1 protein-coding gene (only partly in view) is annotated in these 23,972 nt (G+C 76.5%); it reads left to right on the top strand.

What is annotated here, in order from left to right:
• Positions 1-23,972: the 5' portion of a lonely Cys domain-containing protein gene (locus Sdi02f_RS02940; RefSeq protein WP_108932641.1), read on the top strand. Its footprint extends 6,253 nt past the window's final position; the window shows 23,972 of its 30,225 coding nt (coding positions 1-23,972); it begins with the start codon at positions 1-3; the stop codon falls past the right edge of the window.

Consider the following 23,972-nt stretch of genomic DNA (forward strand, 5'->3'; position numbering starts at 1 on the left):
ATGAGCATCATGCCCTCGCCCGAGGTCAACGCGATGATCTTCATCCTCACCGGAGAGCGGCTCATCGACGCGGACGAGGACCTCGCCTACGAGAGCCGGGGGCCGTACGCCCGGCTGGGCCGCAAGATCGACCAGATGTCCGCGCTGATCCAGAAGTCGGTCCACGACATCGGCGAGGCGATGCCGGACGACCTGTCGAAGGCGTACGCCGCCGCGATGGGCACCCTCACCGACGACGGCGGCAGGAACTACCTGCGGGAGTTCTCCGAGCAGCTCGACAAGATCGCCGAGGGCCGGCGCAAGACCTCCATGGACATCATGGAGTCCAAGTGGCAGGTGATCGCCGAGGTCATCCGGCTGCTCATCGAGATCGCCATCTACCTGGCGCTGTCGTTCTTCACCGGCGGTGCGTCGGCCAGCCAGATCATGCTGGCCAAGATGCGCAGCCGGTTCTTCATCCTCACCACGCTCAGCCACCTGCTCCAGCGGCTGCACATCGCGCCCTCGTTGACCGAGGCGTTCTCCGAGGCGTTCACCACCTTCGCGGTCCGGCTGGCGATGATGAACTTCGCCCCCGACGGCCGCCGTCCCGACGGCTTCGACTGGAGCCAGATCCTCAAGGACGGCGCGTTCGGCGCCGCGGCCGGCGGCCTGACGAGCCTGTTCGCCGACTTCGCCCGCAAGATCGTCAGGGGCTACGACGGCACCTTCCTGAAGAACGGGCCCGACCTCGACTACAAGGCGCCGCCGCCGAGGGTGAAGAACGGCCCCGACCCGGACATCGGCAACCCCACGCCGAACACCAAGCCGGACCCCGACGCCAAGTTCGACACCACCCCGCACGACCGTCCCGATCCGGTCACGGGTGGCCCCGGCGCCGGGTACAACCCGCCGACCGGCTTCCGGGACCTGTTCTCCTTCCGGAACAACTTCCGCAACAACCCCGAGCTGTGGCGGAACAACCTGCTCCTGCGCAACAACGCCGACCGGCCGGGCGCGCTCGCCGGGCACTACGGACTCAAGGGCACGGCCGACTTCCTCGCCGCCGGCTCCGGCGAGGCGCTCGGCGAGATCCTCATCAAGGGCGCCTTCGACGGCGACTGGTCCACGAGCTGGTCCACGTTCGTCGGCGCCGGTCTCAGCAGCCAGGTCGAGTCGACACTCACCGGCGGGGCCAAGAACGGCAGCGCCGAACTGCGCAACATCCTCGAAGGGTTCCGGGGCAAGCCGCCCACGGTCTCGGCCGGCGAGACCCGCACTTCCGGCTCATCCGGGGCACGGGACTCCGACGGGTCCTCGCGGACCGGGGGCGGCACCGACCGTACCGACGGCCCCGCGCCCGCGGACACCGCCGGCGGCACCGGCGCCACCTCCGGCGCGTCCGCCCCCTCCCCGCGGGACGGCGGTGTCGAGGCGCCGCCGCCGTACTCCGCGCAGGAGCCCCCTCCGTACACGTCGCCGGCGCCGCCGCCGTACTCCCCGGGCCCGTTGCCCGTGACGGCCGCGGAGAACGGCCTGTGGCAGCAGGTCCACCACGGCTCCGCCGACGTCCGGGAGCAGGCGCTCCGCGACCTCGCCGCCCTGCGGGGCGCGCAGCCTCCCGGTGCCCGGGAGATCGGCGTCCGTGACGCCCTGCACGGGAACCTCGCGCGAGCCACGGAGATCCGCCTGGTTCCCGCCGGGAACGGCCCCGCCACCGAGATCGACACGGACGGCGTCCGCCGGGCCCTGGAGGGCTTCGGTACGCCGGTGACGGTGACCCCGCCGCCGACCGCCACCGACGGCACGGTGCCGGTGGGGGAGACGGGCGGCCGGGGTTCGGGAACGGACGCGGGGCCCGGAGCGGGGACGGCCACGGAGACCGCGGTCGCCCCCGGTGCCGGCAGCGGCACGGGCAGGGTCGGCGGCGCCACTCCCGGTGCCGGCAGCGGCATCGACACCGGCAGCGATGTCGGCGGCGATGTCCGTGCGGGTGCGGGTGCGGGGACCGGCATCGGTGCGGGTACCGGCAGTGGCAGCCACGTCGACACAGGCGCGCACAGCGACACGGGCAGCGGTACGGGAACCGGTGCCAACACGGGGGCCGGCAGCAGCACGGGCATTGGTGCCGGCGCGAGTGGTCCGGTGGCCGGCGCCGGTACGACTACGACTACGAGTGCGGGTTCCGCGGCCGGAGCCGGAGCCGGCACCAGCGGCAGCACCGGGGCCGGTCCCGGTCGCGGTACGGGCGCCGTCCCCGGTACGGACACCGGTACCGGCCCGAACGCCGGTGCGCGCGACGGTGGGGCGAGTGGCGACGACCGTGGTGCCGCGGACTCCGCCGGGGAGGCTGCGGTGCCGGGAGAGGACCCGCGCCCCGCCGACGTACCGGAGGACCCGGGCGCACCCGTCTCCGGGATCGTGACCTCGACGGACGGCACGTCGGCGAGCCCGGACCCGCTGCCCGGCGACGTCGCCCCCGCGCCGCCGAAGCCCGGGGCGACCGGCTCCGTCGACGCCGCGGGGGACTCCGCACCGCTGACCGTCGTCGTGTCCGACGGGCCCCCGCCGGCCTCGGCGTCGCCCGAGGCGGCCGCGCTCCTCGACCGGGCGGGCGCCGACCGCGCCGTGGTGCTCGGCCCGCCGACGGCGTCCGAAGGAACCGGACGCCCGGTGCGGGCCGCCGCCGAGCTGACCCGCGAGACACCCGACGCCCCGGTCCGGGTACGCCCCCTCACCGCTCCTCCCGCCGCCGACGCCCCCGCGCCGGAGACCGGGTTCCCCGGCGCGGACGTACTGCTGCCGCTCGCCGACGCGCTCGGCCCGGCCCCGGACGGCCGGTCCGTCGCCACCGAGAGCACCGCGTCGGTGGACACGGACCCGTCGGTGGACACGGACCCGTCGGTGGACAGGAACTCGTCCGCCGAGCCCCACTCGTCCGTCGGCGCGGACCCGTCCACCCCCGCGGATCCGTCCGTCCTCGCGGATCCGTCCCGGAAGGCGCCGCTGCCGCAGGTCGAATCCCTGTCGCCGTCCGGTGACGGAACCGTCCCGAACGGGGACGCGCGGGCGACCGGCGAACCCACGGTCAAGTTCGACCCCGTCTCGCGGCCGTGGAGCGAGCCCGCCACCGCACTGCACGTGGAGTCGGGTGACGACGGCGGCACCACGTCCGTCGCCTCCGCGCCACCGTCCGCCCGGGTCGTCGTACGTCCCGCGGACGGGGGTGCGAGACCGGTCGGCGAGCCGGTCCTCACCACCCTGGACGGCCGTTCCGTTCCGCTCGACCAGGTGCGGCGCCTGGTGCCGGACACGGCGGCACGGCCCGAACCGGGGCGCGCCGTGCGGACGCTGACCATCTCCCAGGACCCGGCCGACGACGGTACGGCCCGTGAGGCCGGACGCCGGGGGCTGCTCGGACAGGACAGTTTCCGAGGCGTACGCACGGAGTCGGGCCCGGCCCTCCCGAACCCGACCGGTACGACCGGTACGGCCGACACGGACAGCGGGACGACCACCCGCGCGAACACGGGCACGGTGGACACCGCGCAGTCCGTCCCGCGTGCCGTGTTCACCGGTCCGCCGACCGCGCTCCCCGGCGCCGGCACCGAACAGGGCGCCGACTACTTCGTCGGGCACGGCACCCCCCGAGCCGTCACCCTCGGCACGCACGACGCCTCCCGGCCCACCGTGAAGGTCAGCGGTGTGCAACTCGGTGAGGCGCTCAAGGCGTGGGCGGCCGACGGCGACACGCAACGGCCCTTGGTGCTGTACTCCTGCGAGACCGGGCGCCAGCCGCGGATCGCGGGTCTGCCCGTGGCCCAGCACGTCGCCAACCGCACCGGACGCGCCGTGTACGCGCCGACCAGCGAGGTGGGCACGGCCCGCGACAAGAACGGCGACGTCCGCGCGGTGCTCGTGGAGAACGGGGACGGGCCCGGGCGGTGGCGGCTGTTCACCCCGGAACCCGGCGGCGCCGAGCTGGACCGGCTGGCGCGGGACGCCGGTCTGCACACGGGGCCGGGCCCGGCGGACGTCTTCGCCCGCGTCCGCACGCTCCAGCAGGTCCGCACGTTGCGCGACGTGCTCGGCCCGGACGCCGAACAGTGGCCCGGGAGCCGTGAGTTGCTCGCCGGACTTGCGTACGTGGACGGCCTGCGCTGGCACGGCACGGACGGTGCGCCTCGGTACGGCGACGGCCGCATGACCCCCGACCTGCTCCGCCGCATGGCCACCGACTGGCACGCCGCCGGGGGCGGACCGGCCGGTGGTCGCGGGGACGGCCGTACCGCCGTCGACCCGGCCACCGGGCCGACACCCGAGCAGTACACCGCCTTCCTGCGGGCGGCGGCGACCGCACGGACCGGCCAGGGCCCCGGCAGGGCACTCGACGACCTGATCCCCCCGCCCCCGCCCTCCCCGCCGCCGACCGCGCTGGTCTCCCAGGACGACGTGCGCGGTCTGGACTACGCCCAGTCGGCGAAGGTCGCCTGGGGGCTGTCGGACGATCCGCTGCCCCTGTCCCAGCTCGGCCTCGGCCCCGAGGACACGGCGGAACTCGTGCGCCGCAGGCCCGACCTGTCGCCCGTGCCGAGCCGGCCGGAGTCCCCCGCCGAGGACCTGACCGCGTTCGGACCGGTCTCCGCGGCGCCCGCCGCCGGCCCCGCCGAGGTCGTCCGGGCCGGCGGGCGCGCCTTCCACCGCGTCGACGCCCGGCCCGACGGCAACTGCTTCTTCCGGTCGGTCCTCGACAGCGCACGCGCCGCGGCAGTCCCGCCCGCCTGGGCCGCGGGAAGCATCGGCGGGCTGCGCGCGCGGGTGCGGGACCGGGTCGCCCACAGCGAACTGGGGGACATCGCCGACGCCCTCGTGCCGGACCCGGTCCACTCCGTCGTGAACGACCTGCGGCTGCGCGCCCTGGCCGGGGAGACCGACCCGGACGCACAGCGGCGGATCGCCGAGGAGTGGGACCGGATCGCCCGGGAGGTCGTCACCGACGGCGACTCGGGCAGGTGGCGGGAGATCGTCGCCGACAGCGACTACCCCGGGCTCGCCGAGGTGGCGCCCACCCCCGCCGACGCGCGGCGGCTCGGCGGGCGTGGGCTGCTCGCGGCCACCGCCGGACGCGTGGACCTGTGGCCGTCCCCCTTCGCCGACCTGATCCCGGAGGCGCTGGCGCACACGCTCGACCTCGACCTGCGGATCGTGCAGCCGGACACGCGGACACCGGGCGCGCTCACCACGGTCGCGCTGCACCCGGGCGGCACGGGCGCCCCCCTGCACGTGGCGTACAACGGAGCCGATCACTTCGACGCCCTGATCCCCGCGCCGGACCCGAGCCCCGCCCCGGACCCGAGCCCCGCGCCGGACCCGAGCCCCGCGCCGGACCCGAGCCCCGCGCCGGACCCGAGCCCCGCCCCGGACCCGAGCTCCGCACCGGACCCGAGCCCCGCCCCGGACCCGAGCCCTGCCACGGGCCTGACCACCACCCCGGACCCGAGCCCCGCGCCGGACCCGAGCCCCGCCCCGGACCCGAGCCCCGTCCCGGGCCTGAGCACCACCCCAGACCCGAGCACCACCCCAGACCCGAGCCCCGCCCCGGACCCGGACCCCGCCCCGGAGGCTTCCGACCCGTACGGGGAATGGCTGCGCGAGATGGCCGGGATCATCGACCCCGACCCCGACCCGGCCGACCCGGGCGACCTGGCGCCGCTGGAGACGCAGTTGGACCGGTACCGTCCGCCCCGGCTGCTGACCGGCACGGACGCCCGGCCGCCCGGGCCGGCGCCGCGCACGGTCACCTTCGACGACGGCAGCAGGCTGCCCGCCGCGCTGATCCGGCCCGGCGCCGACCCCCGCGACACCGACGAGGACGGCACACCCGGGGTCGAACCCACCGGCCTGTTCGCCGGGACCGGCGTCCTCAGCCTGCGCGCGCCCGAACTCGCGGCGCGGCAGATCCTCGACGGGCTGCCGGAGCGGCTGCGCACGCGTTTCGACGAGGCGGAGCTGCTGCGGCTGCTGACCGACCAGCCCACGGCGTTCACCGCCCCGCGCGGCGCACGCCTCGTGGCCCGGGAGAAGTCGGGCGTCGGCCTGGAAATGACGGTGGAGGCCGTCCCGTACCACCGCTGGGTGCGCCTGGCCGACGTGGGCGCCGGCACGGTCAAGACGGACACGATGCGGCGCGGACAGGCCGGCACGGGCGGCGGGCGCACCGTGGGCTTCGGACGCCGGATCGCCGGTGCGCTCAGCATGGGGCCGCCGCTGGAGTGGCTCCTGAAGATCGGTGCCTCGCTGGGCTGGGCCCGCCGCACCGACTACTCCCAGGGCACCGCGGCCTACCAGCAGACCGAGCACCGCGCCCACGAGGGCTCCCACCTGCACCTGGACGACGTCCACTACCGGGTACGGGTCCACCGCGTCACCGAGGCGCCGGGCTCTGCCGGCGCGGCCGTCACCGACGGCACGACGGGTACCGGCCCGGGGCCCCGCTGGACACGGCGGCTGGTGCACGCCGCCGAGTTCGGCATGCGGGACGGACTGAGCTGGCGCCTGCCGGACGACCTGACCGTGCCCTACGAGGGGCCGCGCCGGGCCCCGCGGACGCTCACCTTCCCGGAGGGGGAACACCCCCGGCTGCTCGACTCCACGGGCCTGTACCTGACGGACCCGGCGGAGGACGTGGCGCTGGCCCTCGCCGGCGCGCGGCCGGGCAGCTCCGCCCACCGCACCCTGGTGTCGTACACCCGGCCCGGGCGGCTGCTCGGCATCTTCGGACGGCTCACCGGCCCGGTCAGCGGGCCCGAACTCACCCGGGGCCGCGGTCAACGCCCGCTGGGACACCTGGTGGTGGAGCGCTCGGTGCCGCACCGGGCCGACCTGGTCACCGAGTCGTCCAAGGTCGAGGTCCGCGACCTGACCCAGATCACGTACTCCAACCAGCGCGGACACGTCCGGGAGACCCGGTTCGGGGTTCAGGTTACCTCCGGTCCGAACCACCAGTTCGCCGGTCCGGTCACCGACGTACGGGTCCAGGGCGGTCCGGCGGTCCGTACGGACTTCGCCGCCGGGCGCGGGCACTACCTGGGCACCGACGCGGCCCGCAAGGTCACCGGCCGGGTCCGCAACCAGCCGATGGCGCTGTACCGGGTCGAGCGCACCCTGATGGTCCGGGGGGCGGGCGAACCCAGGTCCGCGGCACGGCCCGTACGGGTGGTCAGCCTGGACTGGATGTCCACGCAGGACGCCCGCAGGCTGGCCGGCTGGGACAGCCGTACGCCCGGTCGTACGGGGCCGAACCCGGACGCCGAGCCGCCCGTGCCGTGGTACCTCCGGAAGGACGACCCGGTCCACCTGGGCGGCCAGGTCCGCGCAGAGGGCTTCCGCCCCGAGAACACGCCCGCCACCGGCCCGCGGACGGCACCGGAAGCGGACGGTACGCGGACGGCACCGGAAGCGGACGGAACGCGGACGGCACCGGAGCAGCCCGGCCCGCGGACCGCACCGGAGCGGACCGGCCCCCGGACCGACGCGACGCCCGAGCCCGCCCGCGAGCCGTTGCAGCAGTTCGCGGACACGGTCCTGGACACCCTGCACGCCTCCTACCCGTCGCTCTTCGTCCCTCCGGCGATGCGGAACCACCCCCGGCTGGCGCGGCTCTGGTACAGCGACACACGGCTGCGTACGGCATGGTTCAACGAACGGCAGGTGCGCGAGGCGCTGAACCGGCCCACCCTCGCCCAGGCGCTGGACGACCTGACCACCACCGGCATCCCGGTCACGCTCGTCGAGGACGGCAAGGTCCGCCGCGGCCACCACACGCTGACCCTGCGGGCCCGGCTCACCGACCGCCGCTTCGAGACCACCCTGAACGAGCGGACGCTGCGCAACGCGGTGGTCGGCAACGAGGTCGCGGGCCAGGGCCAGCAGCAGTCCAGCACCTACACCGCCGGTGTCGAGGCCGGCGTCTCGCCGCGCGACCACGACAAGGTGGGGAGCACCGGACTGCCGCGTCAGATCGGCAACCTGATGGTCGGCGGGCGCTACGCCCACACCCGTCAGGAGGCGACCCGGAACACGATCACCGTCGCCCACGACCACCTGACGTTCCAGAGCGGCATCGACCTCTACAGCTACCGCGTCGAGCTCAAGGCCGACTTCGAGGGCCACCGGCGCCCGCGCGGCTGGCCCCGCCTGCTGTCGGCGGGGCTGCTCGGCACGGGCGTGTTCGTCAGCACGGTCGCCGAACGGCCGCTGTTCAGCCGCGGCAGCGAGCCCGTGGGCCGCGTCGAGCTGGCCGTACCCGCCGCGCACGGTTCCGCGCGCCACGCCCCCACGGACGCGGCCGCCGCCACGACGTCCACGGGCGCGCCCGGCCCCGAGGAGCCCGCCCCGCAGCGGCTCTCCGCCGCCGAGGCCGACCAACTGCTCGACGGCACCCGGCCGTTGCCCAGGACGACCCCGGCGAACCAGTCGCTCGTCGGGCGGCTGCTCAGCGCTCCGCACGTGGTGCTCGGCGCCGAGGGCGGACCGCGGCGCCAGGAGCTCATGCAGGAGACCGCTGACCGGGCCTCCGGCGGCTCGTGGCACACCAGCGCCCCCGGCACCCCGGTGCGCACCGCGCTGCGCCGCGCGGTGGCCAACCTCGGCGTGGCCGGGCAACTCGGCCAGTACCTCGGCCCGTTCGGCACCCGGATCACCGGTCTCCACGGCGCCGGACCCTTTAGTACGCACTACCTCAAGGCCGCGGTCCGCGGCGAGCTGGACAACGTACGGGTCATGAGCGACCCCAAGCCCGCCTCCCTCGAGAACACCCTCGCCAACGACCACAAGGTCACCGGCAGTTCGAGCACCACCTCGCGCACCACGCTCGGTCTCCAGGGCAGCGACTCGCCGCTGCAGCAGGCCCCGGGCGCGCAGCCGGTGTCCGGCTCGTACGGCGCCGCGCTCCAGTACGCCTGGGGCCAGGGGCGTGCCCTCGCGCAGTCCGTCACCCGCGGCCGCAGCACCACCCTGACCTACGCCGGACGCATGTACCTGGTGGTCGCCGACGCCGCGGAGACCGTCGCCGTCCGGGACCGCTGGACGGCCGCGATGGGAGCCGTCGGCACCCGGGCCGGCCGGCGGATCGGTGCCGCCGCCGGACGGCTGTCCGACCGTGCCGGGCAGGCCCTGTCCCCGCGGCGGGCCGCCGCCGCGCTCCAGCGCGTCCGCGACGCGGTCATGTTCCACCTGCCGATGCAGGACGCCATCGAGACCGGCCTCGCACCGGACGGCCTCGGCACCGGCACCCCGCGCAACCTCGGCGGCGGCTACCGCGTGCCGGGCTTCCTGCGCGGCCGGCGCTTCCCGACCCACCCCCTGGGCCGGCTCGACGCGAGCCGGGCGGCGCAGCAGCTCATGCCGAGCCTGGAGAAGATCGGCGTGCCCTCGCACGACCGCGAGCAGGTCCTGCAGCGGCTCTCGCCCGACTTCCTCCGCGCCCACCTGCACGAGCTGACCACCGACGGGATGACCCTGCCCGTCCGCCACCGCGCCTGGTCCAGCCCCCACCACCTGCCGGTCGGCGGCAGCCCCGGACAGGTCCGGTTCAAGCTGACGCCGGTCACCACCACCGTGGAGCGGCTGCGCACCGGCTTCGAGGTGGACGACTACCGGTCCCTCGTCCGCGACTCGGCGCTCGGCGCCACTGAGGACCGCGGCGGCGACCTCACCCTGAGCGTCGGCCAGCGCACCCCCGGCAGCGACGCCCTCGCCGCCAACCCCTCCCTCCAGGGCACGGCGACCGGACAGCAGGCCGGCACCCGCACGGACACCGAGGGCAGCACCGCGATGCCCGACATGGCCACCACGCAGGCGCACGCGGAGGTCGTCACCGGCTACACCCTGACCGTCACCATGACCGACGCCACCGGCGAGCGGCTGGCACCGCGCGCCGTCGCGCACGTCGGCACGCTCCACGAATTCGTCTCGGCGGGGCTGCTCACGCCGTCCGGGCCCGGCGCCGACGGCACGCTCACCGAGCAGGACGTCGCCGAACCCGAGCGCGCGGTACGGATGCTGACGGCCGACCAGGCACGCCGGGAGGCCGTCGCCGCCTGGCGCGCCGACGGCGACGACGTGCTGCCCCTCGACGACCGCACCGGGTCCGGCATGCTCGCCGTCGACTTCCGGGGCGCGGCCAACGTGGCGGACGCGCTCACCCTCGCCACCGCCCGCGCCGACGGCTCCGGCGACGGCGACCTGGGCAGGCGGCACACCGGCGACGCCCTGGACGCGCAGGTGCGCAAGGCCCGCCGCACCCCGCTCACGGCCCTCGGCACGGCGCCCGCGCAGGCGCAGCAGGAGGCCACCTCCCAGGGCGGACTCGCCGCCGCGTTCCGCGAGGCGCTCGGCGCGGAGGGCTCCGTCCTGCCCACCCAGTCCTCCGCACGCCTCCTCGGCCAGTCCCACACCGCCGACTCCCGTCTCTACGCCAGGATGCACCGCCGCGGCGCGCGTCTGCTCGCCGTGGAGAGCGCGCCCCGCATGGAGTCCATGCAGCGGCGCAAGACCGCCCAGGCGACCGAGACCGGGATCACCGACAACTCCGACGGCACGGTCGGCACCGCGCCGCTGGTCGCCACCACGGGCGCCGGTGTGACCAACCCCGGCGCCACCGGACCGGTCGGCGGGGCCAACGACGGCACGGCGCCCAAGGGGGCCGAGGACGTCACCCTCGGCACCCACGTCAAGTACGGCATCGGCCGCAGCATGCTTTTCGCGCTGCCGGTGAGCTGGCTGGCGGTGTCCGAGGCGGACCACCGGATCACCGACAGCCGTCCCGCGCACGCCCTCGGCAAGGCCCGGCGCGGCCCGCGCGCCGCCGAGGCCGACACCACCGCCCTGGTCTGGCTGCGCGAGGACCAGGCCCGCGAGTACGGTCTGCTGGACGACACCTCCTTCCCCGAAGAGGCCGCCACCGCCTGGGACGACATGGCCAAGGGCGCCGCCGACCTCGCCGCCGCCGAGAAGGAGTACTACGACGCCCGCGCCCGGGCCCGGGAGGCGTGGCTCTCCCTCACTCCCGCCGAGCGCGCCGCCCTCGGCGACGGCGGCCCCGGGCCGGCCTCCGCGTTGACGACGGTCCTGACGCGGGACCTCGCCGAGTCCCCGGCGGTCCGCGCCTGGCAGACCGCCCGCGACGACGTGCGGGTGTGGCGGGACCGGGTGGACGCCGCCGCCGCGGACCACCACCGGCTGCACCTCGCGGCTTCCCGGCTCACCGCCCACCACCAGGGCTCGGCCGCGGTGCCGGTGCGGGACGCGCCGCAGGAGTACACCGAGCCCGGCTGGCGCTCCGAGGCCCCCGCCCCCTACACGGTCACCGAGGCCGACGGCACCGGCCCCCGCACCCTCACCTCGCCGGACGGCACGATCGTGCGGACCGTGCACGAAGTACCGCACGACGGTGCCTCGTTCTTCCACGCGCTGATCGCCACCGCCCACGAGCACGGCCGGCTGCCGCAGTTGCTCGGCGCCGGCCTCGCCGACCGGTTCGCCAGGTCCCCGGGCGACCCCGCGGTCACCGCCGACGCCGTCCACACCGCCCGCGACCGGCTCGCCCGGGAACTGGGCAGGCCGGACAACCGGGACCTGCTCGACGCCCTGGCCGCGGACACCGCCGACACCTTCACGCAGGAGGAGCTGGACGGCGCGGGTGTGACGCTGTCCCGGGAGCAGCAGGCCGAGTTCGACGCGCTCGGCCGGCTCCCCGAGACGTTCTGGCCGACCCCGGCGCAGCGGGCGGCGCTGGCCTCCCTCGCCCTGGCCCGCCCCTTCGCCGCCGAGCCGCCGCCCGCCGACGCCGGGCGGCCCGGTGACGCTCCGGCACCGCCCGAGCGCCGGGCCGGGGACCACGGCGGCGCCGACCTCCTGCCCGCCCTGGCCGCGCGGCTCCTCGGCACCTCGCTGACCGTGGTGACCGGGGAAGGCCGCGAACAGCTCTTCCTGCCGTACGGCGACGGCGACACCCGTGGCGGACCGGCCCCCGTCGACCGTGCGGCCGACCCGGTGCTCCTCGCCGCCGACGGCCACTTCCACGCGGCCCTGCCGGTCCACGCCCCGGCCCCGTCCACCACCGCGCTGCCGCGGCCGGCACGCGAGGACTCCGGCGCGCACGGCACACCGAACCCGTCCGGCCCGGCCGGCGCCCCCTCCGGCGCGAGCGGGAAACCGTCCGCACCGCCGGCGCACCGCAGTCACACCACCGCCCCCTGGCTCCCGCCCGCCGACGGCGGCGGGCCGCGCCACCGCCTCGCGCGCGACGGCGTACTCACCGCGCCCGACGGCGCCACCTACACGCAGGGGACGCCCACCGGCCGGGGCAACGGCTTCTTCGGCGCCCTCTCCACCGCCCTGCACCACGCCGCCGCGCAGCCGGGCCTGGACGGCCGGGAGGCCGCCCGGCTGCGCTCGCGCGCGTCGGCGACGCCCGCCCGGCTCATGCGGCTGAACGGCCTGCCGGGCTCCCCGGCCGAGCGGTCCTCGCTCTTCTCGCCACCGCCCCTGGTGCAGCGCCGCGGCGGCCCCGCGCCGGGCCCGGAGGCGCAGGAGGGCCACCTGCGCCGCCATCTCGCCGATGCCCCCTGGACCACCGCCGAGGCCGACCGGGTGGTCGCCCGCTGGGCCGCCGCCGCGACCGGCGCCACCGTCACCCTGGTCGAGGAGAACGGCACCGCCCACACCTACCCCGGGCCCGGCGGGGACAGCGGCCCGCACCTGCGGCTGCGCCGCCGCGGCGGCGACTTCGTCCCGCTGATCGAGCGCACCCCGGCCCCGCGTCCGGGCCGGGAGCGCGGGCCGGACCCCGAGGAGGCGTTCGCTCTCGACACGCTGTCCGGCGCGGAGGGTCCGGCGGGGAGCGCCCGGCCGGAGCCCGCGCGGACCGAGGCCGAGGCACTGGCGCGGTTCCGCTTCACCGACGACACCTCCGCCGCCGAGCGGCTCGCGCAGTTCCGCTTCACCGACGACACCAGCGCCGAGAGCTCCGACGGCGACGACACCGACGGCGACGGCACGGACCTCACGCCCGAGGAGTATCTCGACCGGCTCTTCACCCCCGCGGCCCGCAGCGAGCAGCCGACCGGGATGCTCATCGGGACGGCGGTCTCGCTGCGGCAACTCGCGCGGGAGCAGGCCGACGCCGCCGGGGAGGCCACCGGCGCACTCGGGGAACTGCACGCCCTGACCCGGCGGGTCCTGCGGCTGCGCCCCGGCGCCCCGGTCGGCGAGAGGCACCTGGCCCTCCTCGGCTCGCTCGCGCTCGACGCCCCGCCGGCCGTCCTGGCCGACGCCGACGCCCTCGCCTCCCACCTGCGGCGCCACGACCGGGCCCTGGGGCAGGCGACCCGCCTCACGCGGGGCGACGGCACCGTCCGGAACTGGACCGGCACCGGTGACCAGGTGCCGCCCCTGGACACGTACGCCGTCGAGGCCGCGGACGGCCCGCCGAGCACGTGGCCCGCACCGTGGTCGGAGCCGTACGTGGTCCTCGCCCAGGACGCCGGCGACCAGGTCCGGCTGAGCACGCCCGACGGCACCATCACGCCGGACGACGGCGAGTTCGCCCGGCTCGTCGCCCGGGACCCGGCCCGGCGCGGGACCCACGACGTCGTGCTGGCCTTCCCGCACGACGACGCCGAAGCCCTCGCCCGCCACGTCGCCGACCTGACCGGCGCCAAGGTCTGGTACTCCGCGCACGGCCCCCGCCCGTCCACGGACTGGCGCACCGGCGCCGACCACCTCACCCTCGGCCCCGTCGACGACGGCGCCGGCCCGGTGTGGAAGGCGGTCCTGCCGGGGCAGCAGGACGGCGGCGAAGGCGACTTCGACGACCTCCTCGGCCTCTACGAGCGGGACTCCGAGCCCGCCGCCGGGGCCCGCTCGCGCGTGCCCGAGCCGCTGACCACACGCACCTACGGCATCGTGGACAACACCGGCGAGGGCGTGCTGTTCCGCAAGCCCGGCGCCCTGCGGGGAGGCCGGCAGACCCCGCGGTCGATGACCGGTACGGAGGACGCCCCCGAACTCCTCATGAGCGAGCAGGACTACACGCCGACGCCCGTCACCGACCGCCCCACCCTGCGGATCTCCGCCGACCGCACCCTCGCCGTCGAGGACGGCGCCTACGGTCAGCAGGTCTTCGCCACCCGCGAGGCCGTCGAGGCCTCCTCGGTCAAACTGGCCCGCGCGGGCCTCGCGGTACGGCTGCGTCTCGACGAGGACCTCGGCATCGTCCTGCCCACCCCGGAGGGGGGCACCCGGCGCCTGTACCGGGTGAGCCCCGACTTCCTGACCCGCTCGGGAAAGTCCACGGAGGAGGTCTGCCGGGACTTCGCCGACATGCTGGCCGACGCCTCCCGCACCTCCCACATGGTCTTCCGCGCCCCCGCGGGCGGCCCGGCGGTCACGGCGCCCGTCAACGCCTCCGACGGCGTCGAGGTGACCGGCACCCACCACCTCGCCGACGCCCTCGCCCGCGTGGCGGACGGCCACGAACCGCCGGAGTCGGCGGCACCGGACTGGGCGGCCGCACGGGTGCGCCTGGACGACCGGCCCACCGGCGGCCACGGCGGGCCGCTCCCGGGCCGGGCCTACGGCAGCGCGCTCAGCCTGGAGCAGCCGCACGACGCGCGTCGCGACGCCCTCTCGGACGCCTCCCGCCGGATCGGCGTCAACGAGTACGCCTGGGCCGACGTCGGCGAGGGCTACGTCGTCCAGTCCGTCGCGGCCGCCGGCGAGCAGGGCCAGGCCAGCCTGGAGCGCAACTACGCCAAGCCGCAGACCGACGCCACCGGCGCCCACTTCGGCTACCACTTCGCCACCGTCGTCCTGGCCAGCGAGGACGGCACCCACCAGGTCTCCCTGGAGAACCACGCGCGCGTGTCGCAGCGCACCCACCGCCACCGCCGGGCGGTCCAGGCCAACCTGCGCGGCCACGCTCTCGACGACCTGCGGGCGATCGCCGCGCGGCTGAGGCAGGAGATCGAGCGGAGCGGGAACGACGGGAACGACGGAACCGACGAGCACCTCACGGAACTGCGCGGCTATTTGGACCTGACCTTCGCCCTGATCCGGGCCAAGCAGAGCCTGACGGAGGCGCAGACCGCGCCCGCCGGCTCGCCGGAGCGCGCCGAGGCCGAGCGGAAGCTGGAAGCCGCCGTCCGCGCCGCCGCGCACCGCATCGGGAACCTGGAGCCCGTCATCCCCGGCAAGCACCAGTGGTACCTGCGGATGTACGCGCAGCGGCCGGGCGAGTCGGCCCACGACACCAACGCCGAGCTGCTGACCGCGGGCCCCTCCGCCGAGGCCAACCCGCTCACCGCCGTCGTGCTCCGCGGGCAGCAGGCGCTGCCGGTCTCCGTCACCTTCGCCAAGGGCGTCCAGCAGACCCCCGAGGGCTCCCGCAACGCCCTCCGGCACCTGGCCAGGGTGGTGGCCAGGACGGGATTGTGGAACGCGGTCAACGGGCTGCCGCTGCCGGACGTCACGGTCAGCGGCCGGCGCGGCACCCGCGTGGTCGGCCGGGACCCCGCCAGGGCGCGGGCCGAGGCGGTCGCGGACTCCTTCCGCCGCGAGCTGGCCGACGCGCTCGCGGCCCTCCAGGACGGCACCCCCGCGCCGCACCTCACCGCCGACCGGTTCACCGTCGACCCGGTCGCGGTGCGGTCCCGCGGCGCGTCGGCCGGCGGCGACCAGGGCACCACCACCGTGGACGTCACGGTCGACGACCACCGAGGCGGACTGCGCGACATCACGACCCGCGGCCCGCGCGGCACCCTCCGGACCGGCGGCGGACTGCGCGGCGGCTCACGCGACGACGGCCTCGACCCGGTGGCCGAGCAGTGGCCCGTCGGCCGCCCGGTCACCCTCGCCCGGCCCCGCCACGGCGGGATCCACCCGTCCTTCGTCGTCCCCGTCGGCGAAGCGCCCGCGGGACGCCCGCCCGCGGACCCGAAGGGCAAGTCCCCGGCCGCAGGCACCGACGCCGCGGACCCGCCCGAGCACTGGTACACCTACACCCGTCCTGCCGACTCCCGCCCGGAACCCCTCCGCTACGAGGTGGCCGCCACCGGGCGCATCAGGCTGCCCGACGGGACGGAGATCCCGCCGGACGGCTGGACGCCGTTCGGCCACGACTTCGTGCACGCGGAAACGGGCACGCTGCTGCGCGGCGACAGCGGATGGATCGGCCGCGTCGCCAACATGGAGTCCCTCGCGCCGCGGCTGGCCGAACTCGACCCCGACCCCGTGCCGCAGCGGATCACGGCCGACGCCGAGGCCCTGTACGTGGTGCCCGCCCACGGCTCCACCGCCCTGCGCGTGCCGCTCCGGCAGGACGGACCGCCGCCCGCCGCCCACCGCGACGACCGGCCGCGGACGGTCGTGCGCTCCGCCTTCGACGTACGGCGCTTCACCCACGGCGGCGAGAACGTCACCGACCTCACGGTGCGGCTCGCCCTGCGCCCGCGCGGGGAGGCGGCCGACGGCGTCGCGGAGCGGGTGACCGAGGGCGTCGAGCGGTTCTACAACCGGCCCGGCCACCGCCTGCCCGGTGGCGACCGGCTGCACGTCACCGTCGAGTTCGTGGGCCCGGACGACGCCCCGCACCTCACCGTGGACCTGGTCGACCGGAGCCGGCCGATGAACCAGCTGGCGTGGTGGGCCGACGCCGATCCGGAGGAGTTCGCGCACGAGCTGGGACACCAGCTCTTCCTCCGCGACGAGACGCCCGACGCGGCGGGCCCGGACCGCCTCGACGCGCCGGGCAGCCTCCTGGGAGCCTTCCGCGAGCAGGCCCCCGACGGCCTCGTCCAGGGCGGTCTGCGCCCCCGCCACCTCCACCTTCTGGCCGCGGTCACCGGCGACCTCGACCCGCACCCCTCGCCGGAGGGGGCGAGCTGGGCCGAGGCCCGCGCCGCCGCACCGGCCGCACTGCGCGAGCAGAGCTGGACCGACCCCGTGTCGCTCCCGGCACCCACTCCGCTAACCGGACCGGACGGCGCGGTGCCGCCGCCCCTGCCCGGCGGCCGTCCGATGACCACCGTGCAGGAGGTCTCCGACGAGTCCGAGGAATCCGACGCCGCATCCGACTCGGACGCCGACGACGACGCCGATGCCTCCGACGACGGCAACGGGCGGCCGCGGTGGGCCGACACCGGATGGCTGAGCACCGTCTTCGGACCCCGGTGGGAGGCCCTCCCGGGCGACCGGCTCAGGGAGACCTCCCAGGCGCTGTACGAGCTGGTCTCGGCCGAAGCCGGCGCGGACCGGGAACCGCGGTCGGTGCACCGCGCCCTGGACCGGGTCACCCGGCAGGTCCTGCACTTGCCCGGCGACGCCCGGCCGGGCCCCGCCGACCACCAGCTCCTCGGCTCCCTGGCGCTCGACGCCTCCTCGGACGACCTGGAGACCACCGACGACCTCTCCCGCTACTTCGTCGAGCGGCAGATCGAGACCGGACGCGGCGCCCTGGACGAGGGCACGCTGCTGCGCGACACCGCCCGCAACGCCGCCGGACGCGACTTCGGCAGGACGGGAGCGCCCGCCCCCGGCCCCGACTCCTACGTCCTGCGCGGCACCGGCCGGGTCGTCGAGCGGCCCGCGCCGTGGCACAACCCCTACATGGTCGTCGCCCGAGCGGTCGACGGGGCCGTCGAGGTCTCCCTCATGCCGGGCCGGACCTTCCGGGTGACCCGTCTCGACGAGCTCGCGATGCTCATCTCCTACGACGACCGGCGGCCCCGCGGCGCGGACGTCGTCCTGGCCCTGCCCCCGCGGATCGCCGCGCCCCTCGCCGTCCTCGTCGCCGGCACCACGGGCCGGCGCGTCTGGCACCCCGAGGCGCCGGTCACCGTGGCCACGCACCCCACGACAGGGTCCCGCCTCGCCCTGGACGTACGCGACGGCGACACCGGCGCGGGCTGGGTGCCGGTCGACCCCTCGGAACGGGACGGCCTCCCGGGGGCCCGCGACCTGAGCAGCGACGGCGAGAGCGGCGGCGAGAGCGACGCCGGGCGCGACGACGACAGCGAGGGTTCCAGCAGTGACGGCGACGCGGAGTTCGACCGCCTCGCCGACGAACTCGTCCTCGAACGGCGGATCGACGCACGCCGCACCCGGCCGCTGACCACCCGCGACTACGGCATCATCGACAAGCACGGCACCGGCGCCCTGTTCACCCGGCCGCTCCCGCGCCACGTCGCCGAGGTGCCCGTCGGGGACGGCACCGGCGACGGGGCAGGCTCGCTGCTCCTGCCGAGCCAGGGCCTCGGCACCGTCCCGACGGCCGACCGGCCGCCGCTGCACATCTCCGAGGACCGCACCCTGGCCCTGCTCGCCGACGGCGAGGGCACCACCGGCCGGGGCCGCCAGGTGTACGCCACCCGTGCGGCGATCGACGCCTCCTCGGCACGGCTGGCCGCGGCGGGAGCGGGCGTACGGCTGAAGGCCGACGAGTCGACGGGTGTCCTGCTCCCGCGGGAGGACGGCTCGTACGGCGATCCCCTGTTCCGCGTCGAGCCCGAGTTCCTGACCGCGTCCGGCGCCTCGGAGCACGCCTTCACCCGGGACTTCGCCCAGATGCTGGCCGGCACCGGGCCCGCGTCCCTCTCCCACGTCGCCTTCCGCGACCCCGCCGGCGACGTCGTCGCCACCGCCCCGGTGAACGGGCAGCACGGCCGCGAGGTCACCGGCACCCACCACCTGGCCGAGGCCCTGGCGGACGTCGCCGAGGGCACCCGCCCCGCCGCCGGGACCGGCCCGAGGTGGGCCGCCCGCCAGACCGGCCGCGACCCGCGGTTCACCGGCGGTGTCGTAGGCGCTCCCACGCCCGGCGAGCGCTACGGCGGCGCCCTGAGCCACGTACCGGCGAACAACCCCCGGCGCGCTCCGCTGGCCGCGGCGGCGTGGCGCGTCGGCGTCAACGAGCACGCCTGGGCGGAGGTCGGCGAGGGCTACCTGATCCAGTCGGTCAGCACCACCACCGCCGACGGCGGCGCGCAGCTCTTCATCCACAACCACGCCAAGCCCGGCGACCGGGTCGGCCCGCACGCCCCGTACCACTTCGCGCAGGTCGTCCTCGCCAGTGAGGACGGCACCCACCAGATCACGCTGGAGAACGAGACCCACTCCCGCCCCGCGGTCCCGGACGCCGAACTGGACGCGATCGTCGAGGACAACCTCGACCGGCACGGCGACGGCCTGAAGCGGCTGGCCGAAACCGCCGAGCGGCGTCTGGCCGACGCCCGGCGCGACGGCGCGGACCCGGCGAGGACGGCCCGCCTGGCCGACCTCGCACGGGCCGCCAGGGCCCTGGCCGAGGTCCACGACGCCGAGCAGATCCCGTTCTACTTCGACGAGGACCGCCCCGAACACGCGCTGGCCCTGCGCGAGGTGGACCGGGCGCGCGCCCGCGCCAGGGAAGCGGTCCGGGCCGCCGCGCCGCTGCTCGACCCCAAGGACCAGTGGTACTTCCGGGCGTACAGCAAGCGGCCGGGGGAGTCGGCGCACGAGGTCAACGCAGCGCTGCTGTCGCAGGACGCGCCCGCGTTGGCCAACCCGCTGACGATGGTCGTCCTGCACGGCCACGCCCCGCGCCCGCACCAGCGGACGATCCGCTTCGCCCGCGAGCAGCACGGCCTCCCCGAGGGCGCCGACGGCACGATCGACGCCCTGGCCCGGACACTGGCCCGCACGGGCCTGTGGAACCGTGCCAACGGGCTGCCGGCGCCGGCGGTGACCGTCACCGGGCACGGCAACCGCTCGCAGGCCGTGGCCCGCAAGCGGGCCGAGGCGGTCGGCAGGGCGCTCGGCGCACGGCTCGCCCAGATCCTCGCCGCGTCCCAGCAGGGGATGCCCGGCACCCCGCTCGCCGTACGGGACTTCGGCCTCACCCTGGAGGCCAAGCGGGTACGCGGCGCCACGGACCCCGACGCCGGGCGCGTGGTGAGCGTCGACATCGACGACCACCGCCGGGTGGCGCCCGCGACGCCCGCCGACGGCACCGCGGCCCCACCGCCGACGGCCGGTGTCCCGGCGGACGCGCGTCCCACGGCGCCCGGACCCGGGGGGACTGCCTCCACCGAGGGGACTGCCTCCACCGAGGGGACTGCCTCCACCGAGGGGACCGCCTCCGCGCGTCCCGCGTCCCGCGTACGCAGCCGCTCCCCGCAGCCGAGCCCGGAGCACCGGAACAGCGCCGCGCCGCCGTGGGTGATGGCGCGCATCCGCTACGCCGAGGAGTCCCTCGTCTTCGACAAGCGGCTGGGCGAGTACCTGGCCGAGCGCGAGGCCGTGGTCGCCGAGTACCGGAAGATGGCGAACGCGGCCTGGAAGGCGGCGCGCGAGCGGCACCCCCGCAGCCTCGGCGCGTTCGGCGACACCAGCAAGTACAAGGCCGGCGTCGTCGGCACCTCTCGCCCCGCGCTGCAGCAGGTGCTGCGCGGCGGCAACCTGCGCGAGCTGGTGGCGCTGCTCTACGAGGGCATCTCCAGCGACTTCGTGCCGATGATGCTCGGCGGCAGGGAGCAGCAGCCCTCCGAGATCGCCGAGGAGCGGCCGAGCCGGCGGCAGCGCGAGACCCACGCCGCGTTCGAGCGGCGCGCCAAGGAGATCCTCGCCGCGCCGGACCTGGACCCCGAGCAGAAGAGGGCGGCGGTCGAGGAACTGGAGCGCTCGGTGACGATCGGCACCCGCCCGCAGGACGCGCGCCCGCCCCTCAGCGAGGCCGAGCGGCGCTTCGCGGTCAACGAGCACGGCCTGACCTGGCTGCCGGCGACGTCCCTGTACGACATCCCGATGAGCGCCGGCTTCCAGCAGCGTTCGGAGACGTCCGGCGGCCTGGTGGCGACCGGCACCGCCGGATCCACGTACCGCTTCATGCTGCACGCCGCCCGGATGCGGGAGCAGTGGGGCGTCGACCTCGACCTCGGCCTGATCCGGGCCGGCATGCTGGCCGTCTCCCTCACGGTGGACCACCACACCTTCCACGAGGTGATGCGCGGTGCCCAGCTGGCACTGAACGACGTACCGGGCCACGACCCGGCCCTGGACTACACCGACAACTGGGGCCGGTACTGGAACATCCACCCGTTCGGCGAACAGGAGCTGCGGGAGAACGTCGCCCGCGACGGACGCTTCCCCGACGAGCACGCCCGGGACCTGCTCGACGCACTCGAAGGCCGCTCCCGTGCGCCCGTCCGGACCACCCCCGGCCCGCCGCACCGCCCCGCACCGACGCGCACCATCCCCACCCGGCCCGCCACCACCGGCCTCAACCGCCCGCAGCCGCAGCCGCCGGACCGCGCGGTGCCGCACCGCACCAACCCGTTCGCCGACCCGGCGACCGGCCCCGGCTCCTCCCCGGGCGTCGTCACGCTCCAGGACGTGACGTCCGACGAGGCCGAGCGGCACCGCGAAGGGCTCCTCGACGCGCTGTACGGCCTCGGCGCCCTCGGCGACGTCGACCGGGAGCGGGCCGCCGACGCGCTCGAGCGGCTGGACCGGCTGCGGGTGGCCGACCCGGGGCTGCGCGGCGGCTTCCTCGACCTGGACGCGACGGTCCGCCGTGCCCTGCTGCTCGACCCCGCCCAGCCGGTGAACGCCGCGGCCCGCGGCGCCCTGGTGCGGCTGATGACGGTCCCCTCGTCGGCGCGGGTCGCCTCCCTGGCCGCACTGTCCGCCCACTACCTGGCCCACCGCGGCGCCTTCCACCCCGACTTCCGGATCACCGACGCCCAGGGCCGCCCGCGCGGCCGAAACTGGACCGGCCGCGCCCTGCCGGCCGACTTCGACGCGGACAGCACCGGCCGGGTCCGGCGCACCCCCGACGGCACGACCGTGGACAGCGGCGCCGAGGACGCGCCGTGGCGTCCCGCGCCGGGCGATCCCGGCCCGTACCTCGTCCTGACCGCCGGCCGGGACGAGGGGGCCGTCGTGCGCGGACTCGGCGGGTTCACGCGGGCCGTGCCGCCCGAGGTGCTGTACGAACTGATGGCCCTCGACCGGGACCTGACCGGCCGTCCGGGCGCGGTCCTGTTCCACGCCGAACAGCCCGGCGCCGTGCCCTTGGACCTGCCGCGCGGTCTGGCCGACCGGCTCGGCCGCGAGGTGTGGGCCGCCACCGGCCGGGCGGGCATCGGACACCTCCCGAGCAGCCCGGACCGTTCGCGGCTCCTGCTCCTCGACGCCGAGGGGCGGGCGCCCCGCGGCCAGTGGATCGCCAGCACGCCCGCCACCCCGCCCGACGGACCCCCGAGGACGCCGGACGACCGGGTCACCGCCGTCTCCGTCGCCCACGACGGCCACCGGTCCACCGGCTACCTCTCGATGGACCTCGCCCGGGAGCCGGACGGCGGCTGGTCCCGGACGCTGGAACACAGCCGCCTCGGGACCGTCACCTCCTACACCCACCTGCGCAGCGGCTACGACTACGGCAGCACCCCCGCCCTCCTGCCCTGGGTGCAACTCGGCCTGCCGGCACCGTACTTCCCCAACAACCACGGGGCGCCGGGCAGCGTCGTGTGGCACACCCCCCAGGGTCCGCGGCAGGACGACGGCCCACGGTTCGCCCGCACCCTCGCCCGCCGCCGCAGCCTCGCCTCGCTCGCTCCCGACCACCCCGTGGTGCCGCTCATCTGCTACGCGGCGGCGCGCCCCGGCATCGGCGGCACACTCGGCGGCGACGTCGCCGGACCGCTGCCGTTCGCGCCCGACCCCCTCGCGGTCGTCGCGACCGGCCAGCACATGGCCAACGAGACGGGCCGCACCGTGTTCGCGACCGTCCTGTCCAACTCGGTCGGCCCGGCCCGGTACAACGACCCCCAGTCGTACATCAACCTCATGACCGACGCCCGCGGCCGCGCCCACCCGTGGGTCATGTTCCGGCCCGAGCCGGCCGGTGACGCGCTCGACCTGCGGGCCCGCACGGCCGGCCTCCACACGGGCACCGGACCCGTCCCGGAACCCGTGCGCGAGCGGACCCTGCGACTCGTGCGGGCGCTGCGCGAGGTCTTCGGCCCCACGGTCGACGAGAGCGCCACGTACCCGGAACTGCTGCGCGGCATGGGCGCCCTCGACCTGATGCACCAGGCGGACCCGGCCCTGAACCGCGACGGCGCACGCCGGTTCACGCTGGACCTGTACGAGCAGATCCTCGCCCGGCACCGCTCGGCCGGACACGCGCCGGGGCCGGTACCGCCCGTCACCGCGGACGACCACCGCCGCCTGCTCACCGACGCCGCCGCCCGCCTCGACGCCGGCCGGCCGGGCCCCCTGAGCGACTGGCTCGCGCTGCCGCACCTGGCCCACCTGCTGGCGGGCCTCGCCGCGTCCGGGCAGCGCGAGCACCTGGCCCGGCAGGTCCTGGGGCTCGACGCCACGGCGCCGGTGGGCGAGAGCGAGTTCTCCCGGCTGGTGTGGGCGTCGTTCAAGGTCGCCCTGGTGACGAGCCAGGTGGACCGGGGCGCGTTCGCCGCCGCGGTGCTGCACCTGCCCGCCCCCGACCCGACGCGGTTCGGCGAGGCGGTGACCGTGGCGCGGCAGGCGGCGGCCGTCGGCCGCGACCCCCGGCAGATCCACGAGCTGGCCGCCCACCACCTGGAACGGCAGGGCGCACTGGCGCCGCAACGGCTCCTGGCGAACCCCGACGGCACGGCCTGGGGACGCGCACTGGACGCCACGCACCGGCCGCCGGGCACCTTCGACCCCGGCGTGATCACCCTCCTCGGGCACGGTCCCGACGGCACCCTGGTCCCGGTCGGCAGCGAGCCCGCGCCCTGGGCGGCGCAGCCGGGCCGCCCGGCCCCCTTCGTCTACGTCGCCGACGGCGACGCCGACGGGCTGGTGCTGCCGGGCCCGGCCCCGGTCGCGGTACCGGCCCGGCAGTTCGGCGAACTGGTCTTCCGCGACGCGGAGTTGCTCGGCAGGGCCGGGCACACCGAGGTCGTCGC

It is taken from the genome of Streptomyces ardesiacus (genome assembly GCF_003112575.1).
Classification (GTDB): Bacteria; Actinomycetota; Actinomycetes; order Streptomycetales; family Streptomycetaceae; genus Streptomyces; species Streptomyces ardesiacus.